39 protein-coding genes and 1 riboswitch are annotated in these 24,362 nt (G+C 56.1%); of the genes, 5 read left to right on the forward strand and 34 right to left on the reverse strand.

Translation table 11 applies throughout. From position 1 onward, the window contains the following. The first annotated feature begins 53 nt into the window (after positions 1-53). The 5 genes from ACIGG6_RS06430 (at position 54) to ACIGG6_RS06450 (ending at position 3,321) form a co-directional block, all read left to right on the forward strand. Positions 54-428, forward strand: a complete 375-nt coding sequence (locus ACIGG6_RS06430) for a DUF2237 family protein (RefSeq protein ID WP_253505515.1) — start codon at positions 54-56, stop codon at positions 426-428. 139 nt (positions 429-567) lie between these two features. Next, on the forward strand, positions 568-912 hold the full coding sequence (locus tag ACIGG6_RS06435) for a hypothetical protein (RefSeq protein ID WP_253505517.1): 345 nt from the start codon (positions 568-570) through the stop codon (positions 910-912). Between the two features lie 63 nt (positions 913-975). Continuing rightward, positions 976-1,067, forward strand: a riboswitch (TPP riboswitch). Between the two features lie 24 nt (positions 1,068-1,091). Beyond that, positions 1,092-1,901: a hydroxyethylthiazole kinase gene (gene thiM, locus ACIGG6_RS06440; RefSeq protein WP_399843307.1), complete on the forward strand. Its 810-nt coding sequence runs from the start codon at positions 1,092-1,094 to the stop codon at positions 1,899-1,901. Continuing rightward, a complete protein-coding gene (gene thiE, locus ACIGG6_RS06445; RefSeq protein ID WP_399843310.1) occupies positions 1,891-2,505 on the forward strand; it encodes a thiamine phosphate synthase in 615 nt (204 codons plus the stop codon). Before thiM ends, thiE begins: the two co-directional genes overlap by 11 nt. A gap of 75 nt (positions 2,506-2,580) precedes the next feature. After that, a complete protein-coding gene (locus tag ACIGG6_RS06450) occupies positions 2,581-3,321 on the forward strand; it encodes a dioxygenase (RefSeq protein ID WP_399843312.1) in 741 nt (246 codons plus the stop codon). Positions 3,322-3,324: 3 nt separating this feature from the next. Here the strand turns inward: ACIGG6_RS06450 and ACIGG6_RS06455 are convergent, their stop codons facing one another. The 34 genes from ACIGG6_RS06455 to rpsL all read right to left on the reverse strand — a co-directional run bounded on the left by ACIGG6_RS06455 (position 3,325) and on the right by rpsL (position 24,331). Continuing rightward, positions 3,325-4,200, reverse strand: coding sequence for a DMT family transporter (locus tag ACIGG6_RS06455; RefSeq protein ID WP_399843313.1), 876 nt, complete (start codon positions 4,198-4,200; stop codon positions 3,325-3,327). 108 nt (positions 4,201-4,308) lie between these two features. Further along, the gene (locus ACIGG6_RS06460; protein ID WP_399843316.1) at positions 4,309-5,688 is read right to left on the reverse strand and encodes a D-alanyl-D-alanine carboxypeptidase; all 1,380 of its coding nucleotides are present in this window, start codon (positions 5,686-5,688) and stop codon (positions 4,309-4,311) included. 201 nt (positions 5,689-5,889) lie between these two features. After that, positions 5,890-6,276: a 50S ribosomal protein L17 gene (gene rplQ, locus ACIGG6_RS06465; RefSeq protein WP_062363025.1), complete on the reverse strand. Its 387-nt coding sequence runs from the start codon at positions 6,274-6,276 to the stop codon at positions 5,890-5,892. A gap of 39 nt (positions 6,277-6,315) precedes the next feature. Next, positions 6,316-7,311, reverse strand: coding sequence for a DNA-directed RNA polymerase subunit alpha (locus tag ACIGG6_RS06470; protein WP_016915790.1), 996 nt, complete (start codon positions 7,309-7,311; stop codon positions 6,316-6,318). A 125-nt stretch (positions 7,312-7,436) separates the two neighbouring features. Beyond that, the gene (gene rpsD, locus ACIGG6_RS06475; RefSeq protein WP_058579838.1) at positions 7,437-8,057 is read right to left on the reverse strand and encodes a 30S ribosomal protein S4; all 621 of its coding nucleotides are present in this window, start codon (positions 8,055-8,057) and stop codon (positions 7,437-7,439) included. Between the two features lie 12 nt (positions 8,058-8,069). After that, positions 8,070-8,456, reverse strand: a complete 387-nt coding sequence (rpsK, locus tag ACIGG6_RS06480) for a 30S ribosomal protein S11 (protein WP_009099028.1) — start codon at positions 8,454-8,456, stop codon at positions 8,070-8,072. A 52-nt stretch (positions 8,457-8,508) separates the two neighbouring features. Continuing rightward, positions 8,509-8,865 carry a 30S ribosomal protein S13 gene (gene rpsM / locus ACIGG6_RS06485; protein WP_399843320.1) on the reverse strand — a complete coding sequence of 119 codons (357 nt, stop codon included), beginning with the start codon at positions 8,863-8,865 and terminating at the stop codon, positions 8,509-8,511. 121 nt (positions 8,866-8,986) lie between these two features. Beyond that, the gene (rpmJ, locus tag ACIGG6_RS06490) at positions 8,987-9,100 is read right to left on the reverse strand and encodes a 50S ribosomal protein L36 (RefSeq protein WP_009099023.1); all 114 of its coding nucleotides are present in this window, start codon (positions 9,098-9,100) and stop codon (positions 8,987-8,989) included. Positions 9,101-9,128: 28 nt separating this feature from the next. Beyond that, a complete protein-coding gene (secY, locus tag ACIGG6_RS06495) occupies positions 9,129-10,460 on the reverse strand; it encodes a preprotein translocase subunit SecY (RefSeq protein WP_159340663.1) in 1,332 nt (443 codons plus the stop codon). Next, on the reverse strand, positions 10,461-10,895 hold the full coding sequence (gene rplO, locus ACIGG6_RS06500) for a 50S ribosomal protein L15 (protein ID WP_089674586.1): 435 nt from the start codon (positions 10,893-10,895) through the stop codon (positions 10,461-10,463). A gap of 3 nt (positions 10,896-10,898) precedes the next feature. Beyond that, positions 10,899-11,081, reverse strand: a complete 183-nt coding sequence (gene rpmD / locus ACIGG6_RS06505; protein WP_009723888.1) for a 50S ribosomal protein L30 — start codon at positions 11,079-11,081, stop codon at positions 10,899-10,901. Between the two features lie 6 nt (positions 11,082-11,087). Next, the gene (rpsE, locus tag ACIGG6_RS06510) at positions 11,088-11,588 is read right to left on the reverse strand and encodes a 30S ribosomal protein S5 (protein ID WP_007111990.1); all 501 of its coding nucleotides are present in this window, start codon (positions 11,586-11,588) and stop codon (positions 11,088-11,090) included. 11 nt (positions 11,589-11,599) lie between these two features. Next, positions 11,600-11,950 carry a 50S ribosomal protein L18 gene (gene rplR / locus ACIGG6_RS06515; protein ID WP_044628825.1) on the reverse strand — a complete coding sequence of 117 codons (351 nt, stop codon included), beginning with the start codon at positions 11,948-11,950 and terminating at the stop codon, positions 11,600-11,602. A gap of 9 nt (positions 11,951-11,959) precedes the next feature. Continuing rightward, positions 11,960-12,490, reverse strand: coding sequence for a 50S ribosomal protein L6 (gene rplF / locus ACIGG6_RS06520; RefSeq protein ID WP_083026201.1), 531 nt, complete (start codon positions 12,488-12,490; stop codon positions 11,960-11,962). Between the two features lie 9 nt (positions 12,491-12,499). Then, a complete protein-coding gene (gene rpsH, locus ACIGG6_RS06525) occupies positions 12,500-12,892 on the reverse strand; it encodes a 30S ribosomal protein S8 (RefSeq protein ID WP_009723892.1) in 393 nt (130 codons plus the stop codon). Between the two features lie 32 nt (positions 12,893-12,924). Then, on the reverse strand, positions 12,925-13,230 hold the full coding sequence (rpsN, locus tag ACIGG6_RS06530) for a 30S ribosomal protein S14 (RefSeq protein ID WP_044628827.1): 306 nt from the start codon (positions 13,228-13,230) through the stop codon (positions 12,925-12,927). Between the two features lie 10 nt (positions 13,231-13,240). Next, a complete protein-coding gene (rplE, locus tag ACIGG6_RS06535) occupies positions 13,241-13,780 on the reverse strand; it encodes a 50S ribosomal protein L5 (protein ID WP_054640904.1) in 540 nt (179 codons plus the stop codon). A gap of 18 nt (positions 13,781-13,798) precedes the next feature. Further along, the gene (gene rplX / locus ACIGG6_RS06540; RefSeq protein WP_009723895.1) at positions 13,799-14,113 is read right to left on the reverse strand and encodes a 50S ribosomal protein L24; all 315 of its coding nucleotides are present in this window, start codon (positions 14,111-14,113) and stop codon (positions 13,799-13,801) included. Between the two features lie 14 nt (positions 14,114-14,127). Further along, positions 14,128-14,499, reverse strand: coding sequence for a 50S ribosomal protein L14 (rplN, locus tag ACIGG6_RS06545; protein ID WP_009723896.1), 372 nt, complete (start codon positions 14,497-14,499; stop codon positions 14,128-14,130). Positions 14,500-14,549: 50 nt separating this feature from the next. Continuing rightward, a complete protein-coding gene (gene rpsQ, locus ACIGG6_RS06550) occupies positions 14,550-14,810 on the reverse strand; it encodes a 30S ribosomal protein S17 (RefSeq protein ID WP_009723897.1) in 261 nt (86 codons plus the stop codon). Position 14,811: 1 nt separating this feature from the next. Beyond that, a complete protein-coding gene (gene rpmC / locus ACIGG6_RS06555) occupies positions 14,812-15,003 on the reverse strand; it encodes a 50S ribosomal protein L29 (protein WP_062373720.1) in 192 nt (63 codons plus the stop codon). Next, positions 15,003-15,416, reverse strand: coding sequence for a 50S ribosomal protein L16 (gene rplP, locus ACIGG6_RS06560; protein ID WP_007112000.1), 414 nt, complete (start codon positions 15,414-15,416; stop codon positions 15,003-15,005). Before rplP ends, rpmC begins: the two co-directional genes overlap by 1 nt. A 15-nt stretch (positions 15,417-15,431) precedes the next feature. Then, positions 15,432-16,136, reverse strand: a complete 705-nt coding sequence (gene rpsC / locus ACIGG6_RS06565) for a 30S ribosomal protein S3 (protein WP_018917731.1) — start codon at positions 16,134-16,136, stop codon at positions 15,432-15,434. Between the two features lie 11 nt (positions 16,137-16,147). Continuing rightward, a complete protein-coding gene (rplV, locus tag ACIGG6_RS06570) occupies positions 16,148-16,480 on the reverse strand; it encodes a 50S ribosomal protein L22 (RefSeq protein ID WP_044628831.1) in 333 nt (110 codons plus the stop codon). An 18-nt stretch (positions 16,481-16,498) separates the two neighbouring features. Next, positions 16,499-16,774, reverse strand: coding sequence for a 30S ribosomal protein S19 (gene rpsS / locus ACIGG6_RS06575; RefSeq protein WP_009098993.1), 276 nt, complete (start codon positions 16,772-16,774; stop codon positions 16,499-16,501). A 33-nt stretch (positions 16,775-16,807) separates the two neighbouring features. Next, entirely contained in the window at positions 16,808-17,638 is an 831-nt protein-coding gene (gene rplB / locus ACIGG6_RS06580) for a 50S ribosomal protein L2 (protein ID WP_044628832.1), read from the reverse strand. A 17-nt stretch (positions 17,639-17,655) separates the two neighbouring features. Then, positions 17,656-17,952, reverse strand: coding sequence for a 50S ribosomal protein L23 (gene rplW, locus ACIGG6_RS06585; RefSeq protein WP_009723902.1), 297 nt, complete (start codon positions 17,950-17,952; stop codon positions 17,656-17,658). Next, on the reverse strand, positions 17,949-18,554 hold the full coding sequence (gene rplD, locus ACIGG6_RS06590) for a 50S ribosomal protein L4 (RefSeq protein ID WP_062363019.1): 606 nt from the start codon (positions 18,552-18,554) through the stop codon (positions 17,949-17,951). The genes rplW and rplD overlap by 4 nt, the downstream gene beginning before the upstream one ends. Before the next feature lie 15 nt (positions 18,555-18,569). Next, a complete protein-coding gene (rplC, locus tag ACIGG6_RS06595; RefSeq protein ID WP_044628835.1) occupies positions 18,570-19,208 on the reverse strand; it encodes a 50S ribosomal protein L3 in 639 nt (212 codons plus the stop codon). Between the two features lie 151 nt (positions 19,209-19,359). After that, on the reverse strand, positions 19,360-19,671 hold the full coding sequence (rpsJ, locus tag ACIGG6_RS06600) for a 30S ribosomal protein S10 (protein WP_009098983.1): 312 nt from the start codon (positions 19,669-19,671) through the stop codon (positions 19,360-19,362). Positions 19,672-19,830: 159 nt separating this feature from the next. Further along, positions 19,831-21,024 carry an elongation factor Tu gene (gene tuf, locus ACIGG6_RS06605; protein ID WP_139527870.1) on the reverse strand — a complete coding sequence of 398 codons (1,194 nt, stop codon included), beginning with the start codon at positions 21,022-21,024 and terminating at the stop codon, positions 19,831-19,833. A 29-nt stretch (positions 21,025-21,053) separates the two neighbouring features. Next, positions 21,054-23,177: an elongation factor G gene (fusA, locus tag ACIGG6_RS06610; protein WP_399843331.1), complete on the reverse strand. Its 2,124-nt coding sequence runs from the start codon at positions 23,175-23,177 to the stop codon at positions 21,054-21,056. Positions 23,178-23,344: 167 nt separating this feature from the next. After that, positions 23,345-23,815 (reverse strand): 30S ribosomal protein S7, encoded by a 471-nt coding sequence (rpsG, locus tag ACIGG6_RS06615; protein ID WP_016915771.1) that lies wholly within the window; start codon positions 23,813-23,815, stop codon positions 23,345-23,347. A 141-nt stretch (positions 23,816-23,956) separates the two neighbouring features. Then, complete coding sequence (gene rpsL / locus ACIGG6_RS06620) at positions 23,957-24,331, reverse strand: 30S ribosomal protein S12 (protein WP_009098973.1); 375 nt, start codon at positions 24,329-24,331, stop codon at positions 23,957-23,959. Between the last annotated feature and the right edge of the window lie 31 nt (positions 24,332-24,362).

Consider the following 24,362-nt stretch of genomic DNA (forward strand, 5'->3'; position numbering starts at 1 on the left):
CCTGTTATGAGGGCGCAGGTTGTATATTTCCAGCCCTCACCCAAGGAGCCTTTATGTCCCGCGATCGAAACGTACTAGGTGAGCCGTTAACACCCTGCTGCCACTCTCCTAAAACCGGCTTCTACCGCGATGGGTTTTGCCGCGTTGGCCCTGACGATGTGGGAGTGCATTCGGTATGCGCGCTGGTTACTGAGGAGTTTTTAGCCTTTTCTAAAGCACAGGGAAACGATTTGGTTACCCCTCGCCCGGAGTATGGCTTTCCTGGCCTGACCCCAGGCGACCGCTGGTGCTTATGCGCCCACCGCTGGGCCGAAGCTGCCGAGGTAGGGCTGGCACCGCCGGTGATTCTTTCCGGCACGAACGAGCGCACCCTGGAGATTATTCCACTGATTAAGCTACAGCAGCATGCGTTGGATGCGGTGCATTAATCTGTACCGCTACCTATTGCGATTTCATTGGTGAAAATTAGCCACTGGAATTTCTATGCAACCTCTCTACACTTCTATTTCAATAACTCTACAATTTAGTTAGCGATGCCCCAATGACGGCGTCCGATGGGAGTGTGCCATGACCGCAATCGATATGACGCTTGGCGACCGCCTAACGTTGAAGCAGTTAGCCCACGCGATTCAAAACGGCTTTTCGCCGATTGTTGAAGTGGAGTCCATGGACGGTATCTATAAGGTTCGCTTCCATCACGCTAATGGGGTGTCGGATCTTAGCGATGCCCACGGCCGCGTTCGTACTTTTCTTGGCACAGGGGAGATTCGCGATACCCTGGGGCAGTTGGGGCTTACCCATGGCGTGCTCACCTGCGCTGACCAGTGCGGCGATGAGATGATTGGTGTCTCTGGCCGTGCAATTACCCCAGATGAAATGCTGACCTACGGCACCCGCATCGCCTTCCGCTAATCGTTACCGAAAAGTAGCGGCTGCGCTGGGGCTTTACAGCCTCGCTCAAGGCTAGGATAGTACCCCCAACGACAGGGGCGCCGCTTGGCGGCTGAGAAGCACCCTTTGAACCTGAACCGGATAACGCCGGCGTAGGGAGTCGTGGTGCTTTTCACCACCTCCTCCGCCGGGAGGATGCTATGACCCACCCCCCGCTTGGCGAGATGCTCGTCACTCTGCGCGATACCACGCCGCTTGTTCACTGCATGACTAACTATGTCGCGATGAACAGCACGGCTAACCTGCTGCTGGCTACGGGCGCCTCGCCTGCCATGCTGCATGCCCCTGAAGAGGTGGCTGAATTCACCGCAATAGCGGGCGCACTCTCCATTAACATTGGCACGCTCTCTACCCCTTGGGCAGAGTCGATGCAGCTTGCCGCTCGCACGGCTAAAGAAACAGGCACCCCGTGGGTGTTAGACCCAGTAGCGGTCGGGGCCACCGCCTTTCGTCAGCAGGTCTGCACCGCGCTGCTTGCCCACCGGCCTAACGTCATTCGCGCCAACGCATCGGAAGTCATGGCGCTCACTGGCTTAGCCAGCCAAGGTCGCGGCGTCGATGCCACCACCACAACGGAGGATGCCGCCCAAGCGGCGATCAAGCTGGCACAGCAGCAGTGCTGCATTGTTGCCATGACCGGCGAAACCGATTTTATTACCAATGGCACCCACCACTACCGTTTAACGGGCGGCCACGCGCTAATGCCGCGTGTAACCACCCTGGGCTGCGGGTTAAGCGCTTTGGTAGCGGGTTTTTTGGCCGCCAACCAGGCCAATCCACTTTCGGCAACGCTGGCTGCGCTGGCGTGCTTCAGCATTGCCGGAAGCCGTGCGGGGCAGCAGGCCAGTGGGCCGGGCAGTTTTCAGGTCGCGCTACTGGATGCGCTGTATGCCCTTACCCCTGACGATCTCTCTTCTCTTAGCCAGCTGGAGACGCTCCATGCCGTTTGATCTTTCGCTCTATTTAGTCACCGATGCTGCGTTATGCGCCGAAACGGGGCTTGAAGCGACCGTGGAAGCCGCCGTGAAGGGGGGCGTGACCATGGTGCAGCTGCGCGATAAGCATGCCAGCGATGAGGCCATGATTGCCCAGGCAACACGGCTGAAAGCACTGCTGGAAGGTAGCGGTGTGCCCTTGATTATTAATGACCGCTTAAACGTCGCCATCGCCAGCCGCGCCGATGGCCTGCACGTTGGCCAGAGCGACACCGCCGTTCAAGAGGCGCGCCAGGCACTGGGGCACCAGGCCATTATTGGGCTGTCGATCAATACGTTGGAACAGCTGCAAAGCGCCCCCGTGGCGCTGCTGGATTACGTGGGGCTGGGGCCGGTGTTTACTACCATGAGCAAGCAGGATCACGCTCAGCCAATTGGCTTTGACGGTTTGGCCGAGCTTGCCAGCGCCAGCCCTCTGCCCAGCGTGGCGATTGGCGGCTTAAAAGCCGAACACGCTGCTCAAGTCAGTGCGGCGGGCGCGAACGGCATCGCGGTGATTTCAGCAATTTGCGGCCAGTCCGACCCACACCAAGCGGCTCTCGCGTTTCGCGCCGGATGAGTCCGTTTATCCACCTCACCGCCTTTGCCAACGTAGTGGCTGAGTTTGGCAGGCCATCTCCGTGGAGCTTTCCCCATGCTACCTAGCCTATTTATTTCCCATGGCTCGCCCATGCTTGCCCTAACGCCCACCCCCGCCCATCACTTTTTACGGGAGTTGGGCCAAACCCTACGCCCTAAGGCCGTGGTGGTCGTTTCCGCGCACTGGGAGACCCCACACTTGCAGGTCAGCAGCAGCGTAAAGCCTGTCACCATCCACGATTTTGGCGGCTTTCCTGATGCGCTGTTTGCGGTTCAATACCCTGCTCCTGGTAACCCTGAGCTGGCCCAACGGCTGGCCAAGCAGCTTGGCGCCACGCCCATGGAGCGCGGGCTGGACCACGGTGCCTGGGTGCCACTCTCACTGATGTACCCTGACGCTGACGTGCCGGTAGTGTCGCTTTCGCTTCCCAGCCGTTGGAGTAATACCGAGTTGATAGCCCTGGGCGAGCAGCTGGCAATGCTGCGCCAGGAGGATATTTTAGTGGTTGGCTCGGGGAGCTTGACCCATAACCTCTATGAGCTTCAGCCACAGGGTAGCCAGATACCGGCCTGGGTAGGCAGCTTTGCCGAGTGGGTTAATGCACGGCTGCGCGAGGGCGATCGTGACGCGCTGGCCAACTGGCAAACCGCCCCAGACGCCAAGCGCAATCATCCCACGCCAGAGCACTTCCAGCCGCTGCTGGTGGCTATGGGAGCAGGCGGCAGCGCCGCCACCCAGCTACACCACAGTGTTGAGCACGGCGTGCTGGCAATGGATGTCTATCAGTTTGCCTAGCGCTTACGCTGTGGGGCGGCGCTTCAAAGTGGTGCGTCGGTCGTGATAGGCAATGGCGAGCCCGCTGATCATAATCAGTACGCTGCCGACCCATACCCAGAGATCGGGCAGTTCTCCCCAGAACCACCACCCCAGCAGCACGGCCCACAGCATGGCGGTGTAATCGAAGGGCGCCGCAATGGCGGCGGGCGCATGGCGAAAGGCCAGGGTGATGAACGCCGTGGCCCCCACCCCCAGCACCCCGGAGGCGGCAAAGCCCAGCCAGTGCCAGGGATGGGGCGTTTGCCATACCCAGGGCAGGCTGAGGCCCGTCAGTACCAGCGGTACGGCCGTCATGTAGAACACCATGGCCCACAGGTGCTCGTTGGCGCCATAGCGCCGCGCCGTGACCATCATCAGGGCATAAAATACCGCTGCGGCCAGCATAATCATGGCGCCTAGTTGAAACGCATCTCCGCCCGGGCGAACTACAATCAGCACGCCCACAAAGCCGACCAGTGATGCTACAAGCACTGGCGGATCAATACGCTCACCTAAAAGCGGCACGGATAGCAGCGTGACAAATAGCGGTGCGACAAACGCAATGGCGGTGGCTTCTGCCAGCGGTAACAGGGTTAGTCCCCACACAAAGCACACCATGGTGGCGGTGTAGATCAACCCTCGCAGCAGGTGAACGCCTGGCCGCTTGGTGCGCAGCTTACGTAGCCCGCCGCCAAAATAAGCCAACAGAGCAATGAGCGGTAACGATACCAGCGTGCGGAAAAAAATAATTTGTATCGGGGAGTGCACCGCCCCTAACCACTTTGATACTGCATCCCCTAGTGCTAAAAACAGCACGCCTAAGCACATGCAAAGTATGCCTTTTAAGGATGGCGTCATAAACATGCTCCTTGTGTTGCTAGTGTTATGGTCCTACTCGGATATCACCGACATACAATAAAAAGCCCCGCCAACGTACATTAGCGGGGCGGTGAACCACTGCGGTGGTTAAAGGCTTGCGTGGACCACCATACAATCCATGCCCTGCGCCTGAAGCGTTTGGCAAGCTTGCCGCGCCTGGGATTCGTTCAGTGAGACGACACGGGCGCGAAATACTGTCGTGGGCCCCTGAAGCGGATCGATGGCAACGCGGCCTCCCACGCTCGTTGGCAGCCGCTGCGCGGCTTGGCGAGCCAATTGCTCAGCTTGGGCCGCCTGGCTAAAGGCACCTACTTGAATGCCCCAGCCAGCAGAGGCCATTTGCGCAGTGGGAGGTGCCGTCGCCAGCACGCGCTCCCGCTCAATAAAGGCTTGCAGTGGATCTTGCGAGGCAGCTTCTGGTGCCTCCTCACGTGCGGCCTCCGCTTGGAGAAGCTGGGCCTCAACGGTTTGTGCCGGCGTACTGTTAGACATGGGCCGCGTGGGTGATAGCGATGTGGCGGAGACATTAGCCATCATCAGCTGTGAGCGAAGCTGAGTAAGCGGTTGGGCTGGTCCCGCAAACCCCATAAACTCACTTGAGAAACTGGTATCAGCAAGCCATGAGCGTTGATCTCTTAGCGACGCACGCATAAAGCTGCGGTCTAGCAGATCTGCCATATGGGTATCACGGGAAGAGGAACTGAATCCACCCATCACTACGGCTACCATACGGCGGCCATCATGGACAGCAGTGGTGGCCACGTTAAAGCCTGAGGCGCGAATGAAACCAGTTTTTAAGCCATCTGCCCCTGGGTAGTCACGCACCAATCGGTTGTGGCTGGTATGGCGAGTACCGCGGTAGGTGAACTCCTGCAAACCGAAATAGTGGTAATACTGGGGAAAGTCCTGCATCACCCGCACCGAGAGCGTCAACATATCTCGCGCGGTGGTGATTTGCAGATCATCCGGTAAGCCCGAAGCATTGCGGAAGGTAGTGGCATTCATGCCCAACTCACGCGCCTTCGCCGTCATCAGGTTCGCAAAGCGTTGCTCGCTGCCTCCTAGTGCCTCTGCCACCACGACCGCCACATCGTTGGCAGAACGCACTGCTAAGGCGCGAATGGCCGTATCCACCGGGATAGAGCTACCTGCCGAGAGCCATAGTTTGGTCGCGGGCATGGCCGCTGCCTGGGCCGAGACGGACAGCGGCTGATTGAGGCTCAGCGTGCCATTTTCCAGCGCTTCAAACGTTAAATATAACGTCATCATTTTGGTTAGCGATGCGGGGTAGCGCGGCTCATCAGCATTTTCAGCGTACATTACCTCGCCGTTCTCCAGATCGACCACAATGCCTGCATAACGCGGGTTTCCCTGGGCACTAGCGCTGCCAACGAACGTCACGACGAGCACTATTAACAGCCATTGAGCTACCCAAGACGCTGCGCCCATTCTCCGTGTTGTTGCCATACCGACCTCTTGCTGATTGAACACGCCGCGATGCCGTTTACCGCTCTTACGGCTGCTGCTTTAGCCTAGCATGCCTACTGCATAAATTGATCTGCACATGTTTGATTAACACTCATAAGCCTAGGTATTTCCAGCGTAGAAGCATAAAAAAACCGACCCAAAAGGGTCGGTTTTCATTTTGCTAAAAAAGAAGGGATAGCCTTACTCAGCTACAGCTTCTTCTTCAGCTACCGGACGGTCTACTAGCTCAACGTAAGCCATCGGGGCGTTGTCGCCAGTGCGGAAACCGCACTTGAGAATACGGATGTAACCACCCGGACGCTCGGCGTAACGCGGACCCAGCTCGTTGAACAGTTTGCCGACGGCTTCTTTGGAGCGCGTACGAGCAAACGCCAGACGGCGGTTTGCAACGCTATCCTGCTTAGCCAGGGTGATCAGCGGCTCGATAACGCGACGCAGTTCCTTGGCTTTAGGCAGGGTTGTCTTGATAACTTCATGTTCGACCAGCGAGACAGACATGTTCTTGAACATGGCCTGACGGTGCGAGCTGGTACGATTCAGATGACGACCACTCTTACGATGACGCATGGTTGTGATTCCTTACCAAACTGGGACTCAAGTCGACACTCACGCGGAGGCCTTGTCGTCCTTCAGGCTAGCGGGTGGCCAATTTTCCAGCCGCATACCGAGGGACAAGCCACGCGCCGCCAATACATCTTTGATTTCATTCAAAGACTTTTTACCGAGGTTCGGGGTCTTCAACAGCTCCACTTCTGTGCGCTGAATCAGATCACCGATGTAGTAAATATTCTCGGCTTTTAGGCAGTTAGCGCTGCGTACGGTCAACTCAAGATCGTCTACGGGGCGCAATAGGATAGGATCAACGTGATCCTCTTCCTCTTCGACTTCCTGCTCTTTGTCAGCTTCCAGGTCGACGAAGGCGGCCAGCTGCTCTTGCAGAATGGTCGCACTGCGACGGATAGCCTCTTCCGGATCCAGGGTACCGTCAGTTTCCAGGTCGATAATCAGCTTATCGAGGTCGGTACGCTGCTCAACACGAGCGGCTTCGACCGAGTAGGAAACGCGGCGAACAGGGCTGAAGGTGGCATCCAGCTGCAGGCGGCCAATAGCACGGGTCTCTTCATCAGAGCCACGAGCGTCAGCCGGTTCGTAACCACGACCCAGCGCTACCTTAAGCTGAATTTTCAGCTCGGCACCTTCATTGACATGTGCAATGACGTGGTCCGGGTTGACGATTTCGACGCTATGATCAAGCGCAATGTCGCCAGCGGTGACGACGGCTGGGCCCTGCTTGTTCAGCGAGAGCACCGCCTCATCGCGGCTGTGCATCTTGATCGCAACATCTTTCAAGTTCAGGAGGATTTCGATGACATCTTCCTGCACCCCTTCGAGCGCACTGTATTCGTGCTCTACACCGGCAATTTCAGCCTCTACCACGGCAGCGCCGGGCATGGATGAAAGCAGAATGCGACGAAGTGCATTCCCCAGGGTGTGACCAAAGCCGCGCTCGAACGGTTCGAGAACGATTTTGGCATGATGTGCGCTGATTTCTTCGACCTTGATGTCGCGAGGACGAAGAAACTCTGTCACTGAACGCTGCATATGAACACCTTTCAGGCTGCCAAACGGATACTGAGTACTCTAAAGCACAATACTCAAGAGCATCTGGGCGGTTAGCTTTGCTATCCCGCCCAGGCCTCAAGAAGCAGAAACGTAAATCAAACTGCTTACTTGGAGTACAGCTCGACGATCAGGTTTTCGTTGATGTCGGCAGTCAGGTCACCGCGTTCAGGCAGAGCCTTGAAAGTGCCTTCCATCTTCTTGGCGTCGATTTCGATCCAAGCGATGTCGCCACGGTTGGCCGCAATGGTCAACGCGTTTTGAATACGGGCTTGGTTCTTCGCCTTTTCACGGATAGCAACAACGTCACCGGGCTTCACTTGGTAGGAAGCAACGTTAACGGTGCGGCCATTCACGGAAATCGCCTTGTGGCTGACCAGCTGACGCGCTTCAGAGCGAGTCGAGCCGAAGCCCATGCGGTAGACGACGTTGTCCAGTCGGGATTCAAGCAGTTGCAGCAATACTTCACCGGTCGCACCTTTCAGGCGAGCGGCTTCTTTGTAGTAGTTGCGGAACTGCTTTTCGAGTACGCCATACATACGGCGTACTTTCTGCTTCTCACGAAGCTGCAAGCCGTAGTCGGAAAGACGCTGACGACGCTGGCCGTGTACACCCGGGATTTGCTCGGATTTACACTTTTTCTCGAAGGGAGTCACGCCACTCTTCAGGAAGAGGTCGGTGCCTTCACGACGAGACAATTTGCACTTAGGTCCAATATAACGAGCCATGAATCTGTCTCCTTAAACGCGGCGTTTCTTAGGCGGACGGCAGCCATTATGGGGAATGGGCGTCGCGTCTACGATGCTTTGCACGCGGAAGCCGGCGGCATTCAGTGCGCGCACGGCGGATTCACGGCCGGGACCGGGGCCTTTGACCAGCACGTCTACGTTTTTCACACCATACTCGGCTGCAGCAGTCGCTGCACGTTCACTTGCTACTTGAGCAGCGAACGGGGTGCTCTTGCGAGAACCACGAAAACCCGAACCACCGGCTGTTGCCCAAGAGAGAGCATTGCCCTGGCGGTCTGTGATCGTCACGATCGTGTTGTTAAAAGAGGCATGGATGTGCGCTACGGCGTCCACTACCTGCTTTTTAACCTTTTTACGGTTACTACGCGGGTTAGCCATGTTGATGTCTATTCCTGTCTTAACGTCAGCTCTCTATTAAAGAGCCTGCGTGTTATTTGCGGATCGGCTTACGCGGGCCCTTACGGGTACGCGCGTTAGTCTTAGTCCGCTGACCACGCAGCGGAAGACTACGACGATGACGCAGACCACGGTAGCAGCCTAAGTCCATGAGACGCTTAATGTTAAGCGTGACATCACGACGAAGGTCGCCTTCTACGGTGAACTTACCAACTTCAGAACGCAGGGTATCCAGCTCATCGCTAGATAGGTCCTGGATCTTGGCAGTCGGCGCGATACCAGCGGTAGCACAGATGTGCTGAGCGCGAGTACGGCCAATCCCGAAGATATAGGTCAGCGAGATCGCCGCATGCTTGTTGTCCGGGATATTGACGCCTGCAATACGGGCCATCAGCTTACTCCGAAATTTGAGCGGCTTGCTCGTTTATTCATCTACAAAAGGCGCAACAGCATACCCCTTTATAAGCCCTAAGGCAAGGGGTATGCCGGCACCCGCTTAATACAGCCCAGGTTTAGCCCTGGCGCTGTTTGTGCCGCGGTTCGATGCAAATGACGCGAACAGCGCCATTGCGACGAATAATCTTGCAGTTACGGCACATCTTCTTTACGGAAGCTCGAACTTTCATCGTTCTCTCCAATTCGCAACGGCGCGCCTCAGCGCGTGATGCCGCCGCTACCGTAGCCTTTCAGGTTGGACTTCTTCATCACTGAGTCATATTGATGCGACATGAGATGCGACTGCACCTGGGCCATGAAGTCCATGATGACCACTACCACGATCAGAAGCGACGTGCCGCCGAAGAAGAACGGTACGTTCCACGCTACGATCAGGAACTGGGGCATCAGGGAAACCGCAGTGATATACAAGGCACCGAACAGAGTGAGACGTGTCATCACTTTGTCGATATAGCGAGCGGTCTGCTCGCCGGGGCGAATGCCCGGCAGGAAGGCGCCTGACTTTTTCAAATTGTCAGCCACATCCTTGGGGTTGAAGACCAGCGCTGTGTAAAAGAAGCAGAAGAATACCACTGCCGCCGCGAAAAGCAAGATGTAAAGCGGTTGGCCGGGGCCTAACGCTTGTGAAGCACGCTGCAACCACTCCATTCCTTCGCCAGCACCCACCCACTGACCAATAGAGGCCGGGAAGAGAAGAATACTGGAAGCAAAGATGGCTGGAATAACACCGGCCATGTTCACTTTCAAAGGCAAGTAGCTGCTTTGGCCTGCATACATCTTATTGCCGACCTGGCGTCGTGGGTAGTTCACTTTGAGGCGGCGTTGGCCACGCTCAATGAACACCACAAACGCAACGGTGGCAATACCTAGCACTGACAGCGCTAACAGCGGAAGAACATTCCAGGCCCCTTCGTTGCGAGCAAGCTCAAACGCTTGCCCCACGGCACTGGGCAGCCCAGCGACGATCCCTGCGAAGATCAGCAGCGATATGCCGTTGCCGATACCCTTCTCAGTGATCTGCTCACCTAGCCACATCATAAACACCGCGCCTGACACAAACGTGATGATCGCAGTGAAATAGAAGCTGAAGTCAGCGCTGTAAGCGATGCCTTGGCTAGCCAGACCCACGGACATACCGGTAGCCTGGACAAGTGCCAGTATCACCGTGCCGTAGCGGGTGTACTGGCTGATCTTGCGGCGGCCAGCCTCGCCCTCTTTCTTGAGTTGCTCAAGATGAGGGGAGACCGCAGTCATAAGCTGCATGATAATCGACGCCGATATGTAGGGCATAATGCCCAAGGCGAGGACGCTCATGCGCTCCAGGGCGCCACCCGAGAACATGTTGAACATGCCTAGGATGGTGCCCTGTTGCTCCCTAAACAAGGCAGCAAGCTGGTCAGGATTGATACCGGGAACGGGAATGTGGGCACCAATACGGTACACCACGATGGCGAGGAGCACGAAGCGCAAACGCGCCCACAGTTCACTCAGACCGCTGCCCATCGCCGGCATATTTCCTGACTTGGCCATTTAGTCCTCTACCTTGCCGCCAGCGGCTTCGATCGCTTCACGGGCACCTTTGGTGACCTTGATACCACGAACGGTAACCGCCTTATTCAGTTCGCCAGAAAGGATGATCTTCGCGTGTTGCGTAGCATCCTTCAGCACGTTGGCTTGCTTCAGAGTTTCCATAGTGACTTCGTCACCGGCAACTTTGGCAAGCTCAGCCAGGCGTACTTCTTCAGATACCAGCGACTTAGCAGACGTGAAGCCAAACTTCGGCAAACGACGCTGCAGCGGCATCTGACCGCCTTCGAAACCAGGCTTGACGCTACCGCCACTGCGTGATTTCTGACCTTTGTGGCCACGGCCACCAGTCTTACCAAGACCGGAACCGATACCACGACCAACGCGCTTTTCAGCGTGTTTGGAGCCCGGTGCCGGGCTCAGGGTATTGAGTTTCATGGATTACTCTCCCTCAACGCGCACAAGGTAGTTAACCTTGTGGATCATGCCGCGTACGGCAGGGGTGTCTTCCAGCTCAACCGTATGACCGATGCGACGCAGACCCAGGCCCTTCATAGTAGCCTTGTGCTTGGGCAAAACGCCGATGGTGCTGCGGATCTGGGTAACCTTGATCGTTGCTGCCATGGTGCCTTACCCCGTGATCGCTTCGACAGACAGACCGCGCTTGGCGGCCACGTCTTCCGGTGCTTGCATGGAGGAGAGACCTTTGACAGTCGCCCGTACCACGTTAACCGGGTTGGTGGAACCGTAGCACTTGGCCAGTACATCGTGGACACCGGCTAGCTCTAGTACAGAGCGCATGGCGCCACCGGCGATGATACCGGTACCTTCAGAGGCCGGCTGCATGTACACCTTGGAAGCGCCGTGACGGGCTTTTACCGGGTACTGCAGTGTGTGGCCTGCAAGGTTAACCTTGACCATGTTGCGACGAGCTTGGTCCATCGCTTTCTGGATTGCGACCGGCACTTCACGCGCCTTGCCACGACCGAAACCGACACGACCTTTACCATCACCAACGACGGTCAGTGCGGTGAAGCCGAAAATACGACCACCTTTGACCACCTTGGCGACGCGGTTGACCTGCACTAACTTCTCTTGCAGATCGCCGCTTTGCTGTTCGTTCTTCGCCATCGTAAAACCCTTTAGAATTCCAGGCCGCCTTCACGAGCGGCGTCGGCCAGAGCCTTGACGCGACCGTGATACTTAAAGCCAGCACGGTCGAAGGCCACCTGGGTGATGCCTGCTTCTTTAGCGCGCTCAGCAATCAGAGCACCGACCTTAGAGGCCGCGTCTGTGTTGCCGGTCGCACCCTCGCGCAGTGCTTTGTCCAGCGTAGAAGCACTGGCTAGCACTTTGCCACCATCCGGCGAGATAATCTGCGCGTAGATGTGACGCGGGGTACGGTTGACGCACAGGCGATACACGCCCAGCTCGCGGATCTTGGCGCGAGCGCGGCGGGCACGACGGAGACGAGATTCTTTCTTCGCGTTCATAACCCTGCCTTACTTCTTCTTGGCTTCTTTGCGACGCACCTGCTCGTCGGCGTACCGAACACCCTTGCCTTTATACGGCTCAGGCGGACGGAAGGCGCGGATTTCCGCGGCGCACTGACCGAGCATCTGCTTGTCCGCGCTTTTCAGCACGATCACGGTGTTTTTCGGCGTTTCCGCTGTAACACCCTTAGGCAGTTCGTAGTCGACCGGGTGCGAGAAGCCCAGTGAAAGATTGAGCGTCTGGCCCTTAGCTTGGGCACGATAACCGACGCCAACAATTTCGAGAGTTTTTGTGAAACCCTCGGATACGCCCGTTACCAGGTTCTGAACCAAGGCGCGGGTAGTACCGGCCATTGCCCAGCTCTTGGCAGACTCACTCGGGGCGAAGGTCAGCTGACCATCTTCCTGACCGATCACCACGTCTTGGTGAACAGTCATAGATAGTGTGCCCTGGCCGCCTTTGGCGGTCAGCTGGTCGGCATTGATTTTAACCTCAACGCCGGCAGGCACTTTAACCGGATATTTCGCTATGCGGGACATTCCAGCCTCCTAGAATACGGTGCAGATGACTTCGCCACCGACGCCTGCTTGGCGCGCGGCACGATCGGTCATGACACCATTAGAGGTGGTGACAATCGCGATACCCAGACCATCGGCGACCTTAGGCAGGTTGTCCTTGCCCTTGTACTGGCGCAGAGACGGCTTGGAAACCCGCTGAATGTGCTCAATAACCGGCTTGCCCTCAAAATACTTGAGAGTCACGGTGAGCTCGGGTTTAACGCCTTCAGCCACCGTAAAGTCGGTAATGTAGCCTTCTTCCTTTAGCACTCGGGCCACTTCAACTTTCAGCTTGGAGGACGGCATGGTTGCCGTCTCCTTGGTGGCCATCTGCGCATTGCGGATACGGGTAAACATATCCGCCAGAGTGTCTTGCATGCTCATTTAATGTGCGCTCCTGATGATTCTACGTGGCGTTACCAGCTGGACTTTTTCAGACCAGGGACGTCGCCACGCATGGCGGCTTCACGCAGCTTGTTACGGCCGAGACCGAACTTGTTGTAAAAACCGTGCGGACGGCCAGTCACGCGGCAGCGGTTACGCTGACGCACCGGGCTTGAGTCGCGCGGCAGTTGCTGCAGCTTCAGCGTCGCCTCGAAACGATCTTCTTCAGAAGCGTTCACGTCCGAGATGATTTTCTTGAGCTCTGCGCGCTTAGCCGCATACTTCTCGACTAGCTGAGTACGCTTGAGCTCACGCTCTACCATACTTTTCTTAGCCATGATCCAACCCTTATTTCTTGAACGGGAAGTTCAGTGCAGCTAATAGCGCACGACCTTCCTCGTCGGTGTTGGCGGTAGTAGTGATAGTGACGTCCAGCCCCCGTACGCGATCGATTTTATCATACTCGATCTCTGGGAAGATGATCTGCTCACGCACACCCATAGAGTAATTGCCGCGACCGTCAAAAGACTTCGGATTGAGACCACGGAAGTCACGCACGCGAGGAATCGCAATGTTTACCAAGCGGTCCAGGAAGTCCCACATGCGCGCGGAGCGCAGCGTTACTTTGATACCGATCGGCCAACCTTCGCGCACCTTGAAGCCCGCGATGGACTTGCGTGCCTTGGTCACCAGCGGCTTTTGACCAGAGAGTTTCTCCAGGTCGCCGATGGCATTGTCGATCAGCTTTTTATCGCTGACCGCTTCGCCGATACCCATGTTCAGAGTCACTTTCGTGATCCGGGGTACCTGCATTACGTTGGCGTAGCTGAACTGCTCTTTGAGTTGAGCCACCACCTCGTTTTGATAACGTTCTTTCAAGTTCGCCATTTTGCTACCCGACTCGCGTTAGGCGTCGATCTGCGTCTGCGTCGACTTGTAGATACGTACCTTGGTACCGTCTTCCTTAACTTGGAAGCCGACGCGATCCGCCTTACCGGTCTCCGAATTGAAGATGGCTACGTTGGACGCGTGAATCGGAGCCTCACGCTCGACGATACCGCCCTGATTACCCGCCATGGGATTAGGCTTGGTGTGACGTTTAATCATGTTCACACCGGACACCACGAAGCGGTTTTCTAATACCCGCTTAACAGTGCCACGCTTGCCTTTATCCTTCCCGGCGATGACGATGACTTCATCGTCACGTTTGATCTTTTGCATATCCGCCTCGCTCCTTACAGCACTTCAGGCGCTAGGGAAATGATCTTCATGAACTTCTCATTACGAAGTTCACGAGTTACCGGCCCGAAGATACGCGTGCCGATCGGCTGTTCGTTGGTGTTGTTCAACAAAACTGCCGCATTTCCATCGAAACGGATCAGCGAACCGTCACTACGACGGACGCCACTACGGGTGCGAACTACTACCGCTTTCAGCACTTGGCCTTTTTTGACCTTACCGCGCGGAATAGCTTCTTTCACCGTTACTTTAATGACGTCACCAACGCGGGCGTAACGACGGTGTGAACCGCCTAGCACCTTGATGCATTGCACCCGGCGCGCTCCGCTGTTGTCGGCGACATCCAGCATTGTCTGAGTCTGAATCATCGGTTTTCTCCAAACCTAATCTGACTGCACTGGTTGGACAGACCTAGGAATTAACCTTTGGCCTGCTCGACCACCTCGACCAGCGTCCAGGCTTTCTTCTTGGAAAGCGGACGGCACTCCTGAATGGAAACCGTATCGCCTGCCTTTGCCTGGTTCGCCTCATCATGGGCGTGCAGCTTGGTGGAGCGCTTAACGTATTTTCCGTAGATCGGGTGACGCTCACGACGCTCGATCATAACGACGATGGACTTATCCATCTTGTCGCTGACCACCTTGCCGGTCAGCGTACGTGTTTTCTTTTCTTCGGCCATCTCAATCACCTGCCTTCTCGTTGAGCATAGTCTTAACGCGGGCGATATCCCGACGGACCTGCTTGAGCAGATGAGTCTGGCTCAGTTGGCCTGTGGCCTTCTGCATGCGCAGGTTAAACTGCTCGCGGAGGAGCTCGAGGAGCTGCTCTTTGAGCTCTCCTACGGACTTTTCACGAATTTCCTGGGCTTTCATCACATCACCGTCCGTTTCGCAAAGGTGGTGGACAGGGGCATCTTCTGGGCGGCCAGTTCAAATGCTTCACGGGCCAGCTCTTCGGATACACCTTCAATTTCATACAGGACCCGACCCGGCTGGATCTGGGCTACCCAGTACTCAACTGAACCTTTACCCTTACCCATACGAACTTCGAGCGGCTTCTTGGAGATCGGCTTGTCAGGGAAAACGCGGATCCAGATCTTACCGCCACGCTTAACGTGACGTGTGATCGCACGACGGCCTGCTTCGATCTGGCGCGCAGTAATGCGGCCACGACCGGTTGCTTTGAGACCGTATTCCCCGAAGCTGATCTTGCTTCCGCGATGCGCCAGGCCACGGTTGCGGCCTTTCATCATCTTGCGGAATTTCATACGCTTGGGCTGTAACATCGACTCGCTCTCCCCTTACCTGGAACCTTTCTTCTTGGGCGCGTTGCCGGCAGGCTGCTGTTGCTTAGCCTTGGCACGTACTTCCTCGATACCGCCGAGGATTTCACCCTTGAAGATCCACACTTTGACGCCGATGACGCCGTAGGTGGTGTGAGCTTCGTAAGTGGCGTAGTCAATGTCCGCACGCAGAGTGTGCAGCGGAACGCGACCTTCGCGGTACCATTCGGTACGTGCGATTTCGGCACCACCCAGACGACCTGACAGCTGAATCTTGATGCCGCCAGCGCCAAGACGCATTGCGTTTTGTACCGCGCGCTTCATCGCACGACGGAACATAACGCGACGCTCAAGCTGACCCGCTACGTTAGCAGCAACCAGCTTGGCATCCAGCTCCGGCTTGCGAACTTCTTCGATGTTCACATGAACCGGAACACCCATCATCTCGGTGAGATCGCGACGCAGACGGTCGACATCTTCACCTTTCTTACCAATCACGATACCCGGACGGGCAGTGTGAATGGTGATGCGGGCATTGTTAGCCGGACGCTCGATGTGAATGCGGCTTACGGAGGCGTTTTTCAAACGCTCTTCCAGGAAGCTGCGCACTTCGAGATCGTTGTTGAGCTTATCGGCATAGGCGCCGCGCTCGGCATACCAGACAGAAGCATGGTCTTTGACGATGCCCAGTCGAATGCCTGTTGGATTGACTTTCTGACCCATCTGGTCGACTCCTACTTCTCGGCTACCTTGACGGTGATGTGGCAGGTGCGCTTCAAGATACGATCCGCACGGCCTTTGGCGCGCGGCTTGATACGCTTAAGCGTCATGCCCTCATCGACGCAGATGGTCGAGACACGCAGCTCGTCGATGTCCATGCCGTTGTTTTCTTCCGCATTCGCGATGGCGGACTGAAGCACTTTCTTGACCAGTTTGGCAGCCTTCTTCGGGGAGAAGGTCAGCAGGTCAAGAGCTTCGGCGACCGGTTTACCGCGCACCTGGTCAGCCACCAAACGGGCCTTCTGTGCGGATAAAGCAGCGCCACTCAGCTTAGCTGTGACTTCCATCTCTTAATCCTCTCTGGCTTACCGTTTGGCTTTCTTGTCCGCCGCATGCCCGCGATAAGTGCGAGTAGCAGCGAATTCGCCCAGCTTGTGACCAACCATTTCCTCGGAAACATGCACCGGGACGTGTTGGCGACCGTTATGGACAGCGATTGTGAGGCCTACCATGTTTGGCAGGATCATCGAACGACGCGACCAAGTCTTGATCGGTTTACGGTCGTTCTTCTCCACTGCAGCCTCTACCTTCTTCAAAAGATGAAGGTCAATGAAGGGACCTTTCTTTAGTGAACGTGGCACAGCCGTTACCTCTTAATGTCTTGGCAATTTAGATCAACGTGTCTTATTACGACGACGAACGATCAGCTTGTCGGTGCGCTTGTTCTTACGCGTCTTGTGACCCTTAGTCGGCACGCCCCATGGGGATACCGGGTGACGACCACCACTGGTGCGGCCTTCACCACCACCGTGCGGGTGATCCACCGGGTTCATCGCGACACCGCGAACAGTCGGACGCACACCTCTCCAGCGCTTCGCACCGGCCTTGCCAAGTTGACGCAGGCTGTGCTCGGAGTTGCTCACTTCACCCAAGGTTGCGCGGCATTCAGCCAAAACCTTGCGCATTTCGCCAGAGCGAAGACGCAGGGTGGCGTAATTACCTTCACGAGCAACCAGCTGAGCGCTAGTACCGGCACTGCGAGCAATCTGCGCGCCTTTACCCGGCTTCAGTTCGATACCGTGAACGGTAGAACCCAGCGGGATGTTACGCAGAGGCAAGGCATTGCCTTTCTTGATGGGCGCGTTAACACCAGATTCCAGCACGTCACCCGCGCTGACACCTTTCGGTGCAATGATGTAACGACGCTCGCCATCGGCATACTTCAGCAGCGCAATGTGCGCACTGCGGTTCGGGTCGTGCTCCAGACGCTCAACAGTGGCAGGAATGCCATCTTTGGTGCGTTTGAAGTCGATCAACCGATAGTGATGACGGTGACCACCGCCCACGTGGCGGGTGGTGATGCGACCGTAGTTGTTACGGCCACCGGACTTGGACTGTTTTTCCAAAAGCGGTGCATAAGCACGGCCCTTGTACAGTTCCTCACCAACGATCTTGACGACGTGGCGACGACCGGCGGATGTGGGTTTGGTCTTGACGATTGCCATTATCCGTACTCCTGCCCTTATTCGGCGCCAGAGAAGTCTTCGAGCGTTTCACCCGCAGCCAGGGTCACATACGCTTTGCGGTAACCCTTACGCAGGCCAACGCCGTGAGCAGTACGCTTTGTTTTACCCTTAACGTTCAGCACCTGAACGCTGCCGACCTTCTTGCCGAACAGTGCTTCAACGGCTTTCTTGATCTCGGGCTTGGTAGCATCGCTTGCCACCTTGAAAACGTACTGGTTGCGCTCGGCTGCCATCGCGGCCTTTTCGGTCACGTGCGGTCCAAGCAGAACCTTGAATACGCGTTCCTGGTTCATGCCAGCTTCTCCTCGAATTTACGCAGGGCGGAGACGGTGACCAGGACCTTATCAAAGGCAACCAGGCTCACCGGATCAGCTGCAGCGACATCCACCACATCGACGTGGGGAAGGTTGCGTGCGGCCAGATAGAGCGTTTCGTCAACTTCTTCAGTGACGATCAACACTTTCTCAAGGTTGAGCTCTTTCAGCTTGGCAGCTACCTGCTTGGTCTTCGGCGCTTCTACGCTGAACTCTTCAATAGCGACTAAACGCTCTTGACGTACCAGCTCAGACAGGATGGAACGCATCGCCGCGCGGTACATTTTGCGGTTAACTTTCTGGCTGAAGTCCTGAGGACGCGCCGCGAAAGTAACACCGCCACTGCGCCACAGCGGAGAGCGAATAGTACCGGCACGTGCACGACCGGTACCCTTCTGACGCCACGGCTTCTTACCACCACCACGTACGTCGGAACGGTTCTTTTGAGCGCGTGTACCCTGACGGCCACCAGCCAAGTAGGCGGTAACGACCTGGTGCACCAGCGCTTCGTTGAATTCTTTGCCAAAAGTGGCGTCGGCTACTTCAACGGTACCCGTGCCTGCAGCAAGATTCAGATTCATTGGTAATTATCCCCTTCAGCCAGCTTTCACGGCGCTGCGAACGATAACGTCGCTACCGGTAGCACCCGGTACTGCGCCTTTGATCAGCAGCAGGTTACGCTCGGCGTCGACACGGACGATCTCAAGGCTCTGTACGGTGCAACGGGTGTTACCCATTTGACCGGCCATTTTCTTGCCTTTGAATACGCGACCAGGTGTCTGACACATGCCGATAGAACCCGGCGCGCGATGCGACAGGGAGTTACCATGGCTGTTGTCTTGGGTACGGAAGTTCCAGCGCTTAACAGCACCCTGGAAGCCTTTACCCTTAGAGGTGCCGGTCACGTCGATCATTTGACCAGCTTCGAAGAGGGATACGGTGAGTTCGCCACCCACTTCAGGAGCTTCTTCGCCTTCTGCAAGACGGAATTCCATCAGTGAACGACCAGCCTCAACACCCGCCTTGGCAAACTGTCCAGCTTGCGCTTTGGTGAGGTGCTTGGCTTTACGAGAACCTGTAGTCACCTGAACCGCTGCGTAGCCGTCAGACTCAATGGTCTTAACGCGCGTTACACGGTTAGGATCAACTTCAATAACGGTCACGGGCACGGATGCGCCATCTTCGGTAAAGACACGGGTCATCCCGGCCTTTTTACCGACTAAACCGATAGTCATACTCAGTCTCCTATAGTGTACGGGGCTATCACCCGCTATGGCTGCCCTTTCCAGAGCATTCCACTAGCACATTGTGTGGCGCCTCACGGCGCGGCGGCTGCTGCTCACATACTAAAAACGGTGAGCGCTGGGCCGCGAAGTGTCTAGTGTATTAGTCGAGCTTGATTTGCACGTCTACGCCAGCGGCGAGATCGAGCTTCATCAGCGCATCAACAGTTTTCTCGGTCGGCTCAACGATATCGAGCACACGCTTGTGAGTACGAATCTCATACTGATCACGCGCATCTTTGTTGACGTGCGGTGAAATCAGAATGGTATAGCGCTCGCGGTTGGTCGGCAGCGGGATCGGACCACGAACCTGAGCACCAGTACGCTTAGCGGTTTCAACGATCTCCGCTGTGGACTGATCGATCAGGCGATGGTCGAACGCTTTCAACCGAATGCGAATCTTTTGGTTCTGCATTTGCCCTAAACTCCAATGGATGTCGACGGCGCGAGCCGTCTACCCACGCATTCAAAGGATGCGCATTATAGGCACGCCAACAGCACATGTCAAACATTTGCGATTGGTGCGCAGAAAAGGGGGCTCACAAGAGCCCCCTCTCATCATCAAGCAATCAAATTACTTAACGATTTTGGCCACAACGCCAGCACCAACGGTACGACCACCTTCGCGGATCGCGAAGCGCAGACCGTCGTCCATAGCGATCGGAGCGATCAGGGTAACAACCATTTTCACGTTGTCGCCCGGCATGACCATCTCAACGCCTTCCGGCAGTTCACACGTACCGGTAACGTCGGTGGTACGGAAGTAGAACTGCGGACGGTAGCCTTTGAAGAACGGGGTGTGACGACCACCTTCTTCTTTGGACAGTACGTAGACTTCGGCTTCGAAGACGGTGTGCGGGTTGATGGTGCCCGGCTTCGCCAGTACCTGACCACGCTCGACGTCATCACGCTTAGTACCACGCAGCAGCGCACCAACGTTCTCACCTGCACGACCTTCGTCGAGCAGCTTACGGAACATTTCTACGCCAGTAACGGTGGTTTTGGTGGTGTCGCGGATACCCACGATTTCCACTTCTTCACCGGCTTTGACGATACCGCGCTCTACACGACCGGTAACAACGGTGCCACGGCCAGAGATAGAGAATACGTCTTCGATCGGCATCAGGAACGGCTGGTCGATGGCACGCTCCGGCTCAGGGATGTAGTCATCCAGAGCTTTGATCAGGTTAGCGACCGCAGTCGTACCCATGCCGTTCTCGTCTTCACCGTTCAGCGCCATCAGGGCAGAACCAGTGATGATCGGCGTGTCGTCACCCGGGAAGTCGTACTCGGACAGAAGTTCACGAACTTCCATCTCGACCAGCTCGAGCAGCTCTTCGTCATCGACCATGTCCGCTTTGTTCAGGAACACGACGATGAACGGAACGCCAACCTGACGAGACAGCAGGATGTGCTCACGCGTCTGCGGCATGGGGCCGTCAGCAGCAGAACATACCAGGATCGCGCCGTCCATCTGGGCAGCACCGGTGATCATGTTCTTGACGTAGTCAGCGTGTCCCGGGCAGTCAACGTGCGCGTAGTGACGCACTTCGGACTGGTACTCAACGTGAGACGTTGCGATGGTGATACCGCGCTCGCGCTCTTCCGGAGCGTTATCGATGGTATCAAACTCACGCCAGTCGCCGCCGAAAACCTCAGCAGACACACGGGTCAGGGCCGCTGTCAGAGTCGTTTTACCGTGGTCGACGTGACCGATGGTGCCGACGTTGACGTGCGGTTTGGAACGTTCAAATTTTTCCTTAGCCACTGCTATAACCTCTTTACGTTAGCTAACGGTTAACCGTTTTGATTGATGACGGCTTCAACGACGCTGGAGGGCGCCTCCTCGTACTTCGCGAACTCCATAGAGTAGCTCGCACGGCCCTGGGTCTGTGAGCGCAGATCGGTTGCGTAACCGAACATCTCACCCAGTGGCACCGTTGCACGAATGACTTTACCAGAAGAAGAGTCATCCATGCCCTGCACCAGACCGCGACGACGGCTCAGGTCGCCCATGACGTCACCCATAAACTCTTCGGGGGTCACGATTTCGACCTTCATCACCGGCTCCAGCAGCACGGCCTTGGCCTTCCTGGCACCTTCTTTCACTGCCATAGAAGAAGCAATCTTGAACGCAGTCTCGTTGGAGTCCACGTCGTGGAAGGAGCCATCGAACAGCGACACTTTAACGTCGATCATCGGGTAACCCGCGATGACGCCGTTTTTGAGCTGCTCATAAGCACCCTTCTCAACCGCAGGCACGTATTCCTTCGGAACCACACCACCTACGATCTCAGAGTTGAATTTGAAGAAAATTTCGTCTTCGCCTTCACCCTTCTCTTCTGCAGTCAGCGGCTCAATACGCAGCCAAACATGACCGTACTGACCACGACCACCGGACTGACGTACGAACTTGCCTTCCTGCTCGACGCTGCCGCGAATCGTTTCGCGGTAGGCAACCTGCGGCTTACCGATGTTCGCTTCTACCTTGAACTCGCGACGCATACGGTCAACGATGATGTCCAGGTGCAGTTCACCCATACCAGAAATAATGGTCTGGCCGGTTTCTTCGTCGGTCTTAACCTGGAAAGAGGGATCTTCCTGGGCCAGCTTGCCCAGTGCAACGCCCATTTTTTCCTGGTCAGCTTTGGACTTCGGCTCAACGGCAACCGAGATTACCGGATCCGGGAACTCCATGCGCTCGAGAACGATCTTGTTGTCGATATCGCACAGGGTGTCACCGGTGGTGACGTCCTTCAGACCGATACAAGCGGCGATGTCGCCTGCCAGTATTTCTTTGATCTCTTCGCGGGAGTTGGCGTGCATCTGAACGATACGACCAACACGCTCTTTCTTCTGCTTAACGGAGTTATAAACGCCGTCACCAGATTTCAGAACGCCCGAATAAACGCGAATAAAGGTCAGCGTACCAACGAAGGGGTCGGTGGCGATTTTAAAAGCCAACGCCGCAAACGGCGCACTGTCATCCGCCACACGGGTAGCAATGGTGCCGTCTTTATCGTCCAACTCACCTTCAATCGCCTTAACTTCCGTCGGCGAAGGCATGTATTCGATAACGCCGTCCAGAACCGCCTGAACACCTTTGTTCTTGAACGCAGAACCACAGGTAACCAGAACGATTTCGTTGGCCAGGGTACGCGCGCGCAGACCAGCCTTGATTTCAGCGACGGTTAGCTCGCCTTCTTCAAGGTACTTGTCCATCAGCTCTTCAGAGCCTTCAGCGGCAGCCTCAACCATCTCTTCGCGATACTTCTCAGCTGTTTCTTGCAGTTCAGCCGGAATATCGACGAGGTCGAAGCTCATGCCCAGGCTCTCTTCGTCCCACAAGATGGCTTTCATCTCGATCAGGTCGATAACGCCTTTGAAGTCTTCTTCCGTACCCCAGTTGATCTGAATGGGCACAGCATTAGCGTTGAGACGCTCTTTCAGCTGGTTAACAACCATGAAGAAGTCAGCGCCAGTACGGTCCATCTTGTTGACGAAGACCATGCGCGGAACTTCATACTTGTTAGCCTGACGCCATACTGTTTCGGTCTGCGGCTGAACGCCGGAGGAGCCGCACAGTACAACGACCGCGCCATCAAGAACACGCAGCGAACGCTCAACTTCGATAGTGAAGTCAACGTGCCCGGGGGTGTCGATGATGTTAATGCGGTGCTCATCAAACTGCTTACTCATGCCCTGCCAGAAACAGGTAGTTGCAGCTGAGGTGATAGTGATACCACGCTCCTGCTCCTGCTCCATCCAGTCCATGGTCGCTGCACCGTCGTGTACTTCACCCACTTTGTGGGAAAGACCGGTGTAGAACAGTACGCGCTCAGTTGTCGTGGTTTTACCCGCGTCAACGTGAGCGACGATACCGATATTGCGATAGCGATTTAGTGGAGTCTTGCGTGCCACGGTGAAGCTCCCGTTAGTTGGCGATGCCCGTTAATCCAGCGGTGCGATTTCTGCCTATGCCACCGCCGCCATCGATAACGATAGCGGCGGCGTGTTGCAGCATGACGAAAAATTTCTTTAACGCAGCGCAACCGACAGCAGAAAACACAAACTTAGAAACGCCGAGCTTAGAAACGATAGTGAGAGAAGGCCTTGTTGGCTTCTGCCATACGGTGCACATCTTCACGCTTCTTAACAGCCGAGCCTTTGCCTTCAGCGGCATCCAGCATTTCACCTGCCAGGCGCTGAACCATCGTTTTCTCACCGCGACGACGCGCAGCGTCTACCAACCAGCGCATAGCTAGCGCTTGGCGGCGTGACGGACGAACTTCAACCGGTACCTGATAGGTCGCACCACCAACGCGGCGCGATTTTACTTCGACCATCGGCTGGATGGTTTCCAGCGCTTTGTCGAAGATTTCCAGCGGCTCTTCTTTGCTACGCTCGGCAACCTTGTCCAACGCACCATAAACGATGCGCTCAGCTACGGACTTCTTGCCGCTGACCATCAGGTGGTTCATGAACTTCGCCAGACGCTCACTTCCGAACTTAGGATCCGGCAGGATTTCGCGTTTAGCTACAACTCTTCTTCTAGGCATGATAAGCCCTCAATTAAGGATCCTTCAGGTAAACCCGGGACTAACATGCGCTTTCAGCGTTGCCCGACCTTACTCTTATCAGACCGTCATATTCGTGTGAAAGGTAACGCCACAGCGCGACGGGCGCTGCGATAAGCTGTCTTAGGACTTCGGACGCTTAGTACCGTACTTAGAACGACCCTGCTTACGGTTCTGTACGCCAGAGGTGTCAAGGGCGCCACGAACGGTGTGATAACGCACACCTGGCAAATCCTTTACACGGCCGCCGCGAATCAGAACAACAGAGTGCTCTTGGAGGTTGTGACCTTCACCACCAATGTAAGAAGACACTTCAAAGCCATTCGTCAGGCGCACACGGCAGACCTTACGCAGGGCCGAGTTCGGCTTCTTAGGGGTAGTGGTGTAAACGCGCGTACAAACGCCACGTTTTTGCGGGCATGCCTGAAGCGCAGGCACGTCACTTTTAGTGACGGGGCGCTTGCGCGGCTTGCGCACTAGCTGATTAATCGTTGCCATGGTGTTTAGCTGACTCCAATGGTTGCCTTAG

The sequence above is a fragment of the Vreelandella lionensis genome (assembly GCF_044543515.1).
Classification (GTDB): domain Bacteria; phylum Pseudomonadota; class Gammaproteobacteria; order Pseudomonadales; family Halomonadaceae; genus Vreelandella; species Vreelandella lionensis.

What these genes read in the sequence shown, in the direction of transcription:
- ACIGG6_RS06430 (WP_253505515.1), top strand. Translation starts at nt 54, where the DNA reads ATGTCCCGCGATCGAAACGTACTAGGTGAGCCGTTAACACCCTGCTGC.
- ACIGG6_RS06435 (WP_253505517.1), top strand. Translation starts at nt 568, where the DNA reads ATGACCGCAATCGATATGACGCTTGGCGACCGCCTAACGTTGAAGCAG.
- thiM (WP_399843307.1), top strand. Translation starts at nt 1,092, where the DNA reads ATGACCCACCCCCCGCTTGGCGAGATGCTCGTCACTCTGCGCGATACC.
- thiE (WP_399843310.1), top strand. Translation starts at nt 1,891, where the DNA reads ATGCCGTTTGATCTTTCGCTCTATTTAGTCACCGATGCTGCGTTATGC.
- ACIGG6_RS06450 (WP_399843312.1), top strand. Translation starts at nt 2,581, where the DNA reads ATGCTACCTAGCCTATTTATTTCCCATGGCTCGCCCATGCTTGCCCTA.
- ACIGG6_RS06455 (WP_399843313.1), bottom strand. Translation starts at nt 4,200, where the DNA reads ATGACGCCATCCTTAAAAGGCATACTTTGCATGTGCTTAGGCGTGCTG.
- ACIGG6_RS06460 (WP_399843316.1), bottom strand. Translation starts at nt 5,688, where the DNA reads ATGGCAACAACACGGAGAATGGGCGCAGCGTCTTGGGTAGCTCAATGG.
- rplQ (WP_062363025.1), bottom strand. Translation starts at nt 6,276, where the DNA reads ATGCGTCATCGTAAGAGTGGTCGTCATCTGAATCGTACCAGCTCGCAC.
- ACIGG6_RS06470 (WP_016915790.1), bottom strand. Translation starts at nt 7,311, where the DNA reads ATGCAGCGTTCAGTGACAGAGTTTCTTCGTCCTCGCGACATCAAGGTC.
- rpsD (WP_058579838.1), bottom strand. Translation starts at nt 8,057, where the DNA reads ATGGCTCGTTATATTGGACCTAAGTGCAAATTGTCTCGTCGTGAAGGC.
- rpsK (WP_009099028.1), bottom strand. Translation starts at nt 8,456, where the DNA reads ATGGCTAACCCGCGTAGTAACCGTAAAAAGGTTAAAAAGCAGGTAGTG.
- rpsM (WP_399843320.1), bottom strand. Translation starts at nt 8,865, where the DNA reads ATGGCCCGTATTGCAGGCGTCAATATCCCGGACAACAAGCATGCGGCG.
- rpmJ (WP_009099023.1), bottom strand. Translation starts at nt 9,100, where the DNA reads ATGAAAGTTCGAGCTTCCGTAAAGAAGATGTGCCGTAACTGCAAGATT.
- secY (WP_159340663.1), bottom strand. Translation starts at nt 10,460, where the DNA reads ATGGCCAAGTCAGGAAATATGCCGGCGATGGGCAGCGGTCTGAGTGAA.
- rplO (WP_089674586.1), bottom strand. Translation starts at nt 10,895, where the DNA reads ATGAAACTCAATACCCTGAGCCCGGCACCGGGCTCCAAACACGCTGAA.
- rpmD (WP_009723888.1), bottom strand. Translation starts at nt 11,081, where the DNA reads ATGGCAGCAACGATCAAGGTTACCCAGATCCGCAGCACCATCGGCGTT.
- rpsE (WP_007111990.1), bottom strand. Translation starts at nt 11,588, where the DNA reads ATGGCGAAGAACGAACAGCAAAGCGGCGATCTGCAAGAGAAGTTAGTG.
- rplR (WP_044628825.1), bottom strand. Translation starts at nt 11,950, where the DNA reads ATGAACGCGAAGAAAGAATCTCGTCTCCGTCGTGCCCGCCGCGCTCGC.
- rplF (WP_083026201.1), bottom strand. Translation starts at nt 12,490, where the DNA reads ATGTCCCGCATAGCGAAATATCCGGTTAAAGTGCCTGCCGGCGTTGAG.
- rpsH (WP_009723892.1), bottom strand. Translation starts at nt 12,892, where the DNA reads ATGAGCATGCAAGACACTCTGGCGGATATGTTTACCCGTATCCGCAAT.
- rpsN (WP_044628827.1), bottom strand. Translation starts at nt 13,230, where the DNA reads ATGGCTAAGAAAAGTATGGTAGAGCGTGAGCTCAAGCGTACTCAGCTA.
- rplE (WP_054640904.1), bottom strand. Translation starts at nt 13,780, where the DNA reads ATGGCGAACTTGAAAGAACGTTATCAAAACGAGGTGGTGGCTCAACTC.
- rplX (WP_009723895.1), bottom strand. Translation starts at nt 14,113, where the DNA reads ATGCAAAAGATCAAACGTGACGATGAAGTCATCGTCATCGCCGGGAAG.
- rplN (WP_009723896.1), bottom strand. Translation starts at nt 14,499, where the DNA reads ATGATTCAGACTCAGACAATGCTGGATGTCGCCGACAACAGCGGAGCG.
- rpsQ (WP_009723897.1), bottom strand. Translation starts at nt 14,810, where the DNA reads ATGGCCGAAGAAAAGAAAACACGTACGCTGACCGGCAAGGTGGTCAGC.
- rpmC (WP_062373720.1), bottom strand. Translation starts at nt 15,003, where the DNA reads ATGAAAGCCCAGGAAATTCGTGAAAAGTCCGTAGGAGAGCTCAAAGAG.
- rplP (WP_007112000.1), bottom strand. Translation starts at nt 15,416, where the DNA reads ATGTTACAGCCCAAGCGTATGAAATTCCGCAAGATGATGAAAGGCCGC.
- rpsC (WP_018917731.1), bottom strand. Translation starts at nt 16,136, where the DNA reads ATGGGTCAGAAAGTCAATCCAACAGGCATTCGACTGGGCATCGTCAAA.
- rplV (WP_044628831.1), bottom strand. Translation starts at nt 16,480, where the DNA reads ATGGAAGTCACAGCTAAGCTGAGTGGCGCTGCTTTATCCGCACAGAAG.
- rplB (WP_044628832.1), bottom strand. Translation starts at nt 17,638, where the DNA reads ATGGCAATCGTCAAGACCAAACCCACATCCGCCGGTCGTCGCCACGTC.
- rplW (WP_009723902.1), bottom strand. Translation starts at nt 17,952, where the DNA reads ATGAACCAGGAACGCGTATTCAAGGTTCTGCTTGGACCGCACGTGACC.
- rplD (WP_062363019.1), bottom strand. Translation starts at nt 18,554, where the DNA reads ATGAATCTGAATCTTGCTGCAGGCACGGGTACCGTTGAAGTAGCCGAC.
- rplC (WP_044628835.1), bottom strand. Translation starts at nt 19,208, where the DNA reads ATGACTATCGGTTTAGTCGGTAAAAAGGCCGGGATGACCCGTGTCTTT.
- rpsJ (WP_009098983.1), bottom strand. Translation starts at nt 19,671, where the DNA reads ATGCAGAACCAAAAGATTCGCATTCGGTTGAAAGCGTTCGACCATCGC.
- rpsG (WP_016915771.1), bottom strand. Translation starts at nt 23,815, where the DNA reads ATGCCTAGAAGAAGAGTTGTAGCTAAACGCGAAATCCTGCCGGATCCT.
- rpsL (WP_009098973.1), bottom strand. Translation starts at nt 24,331, where the DNA reads ATGGCAACGATTAATCAGCTAGTGCGCAAGCCGCGCAAGCGCCCCGTC.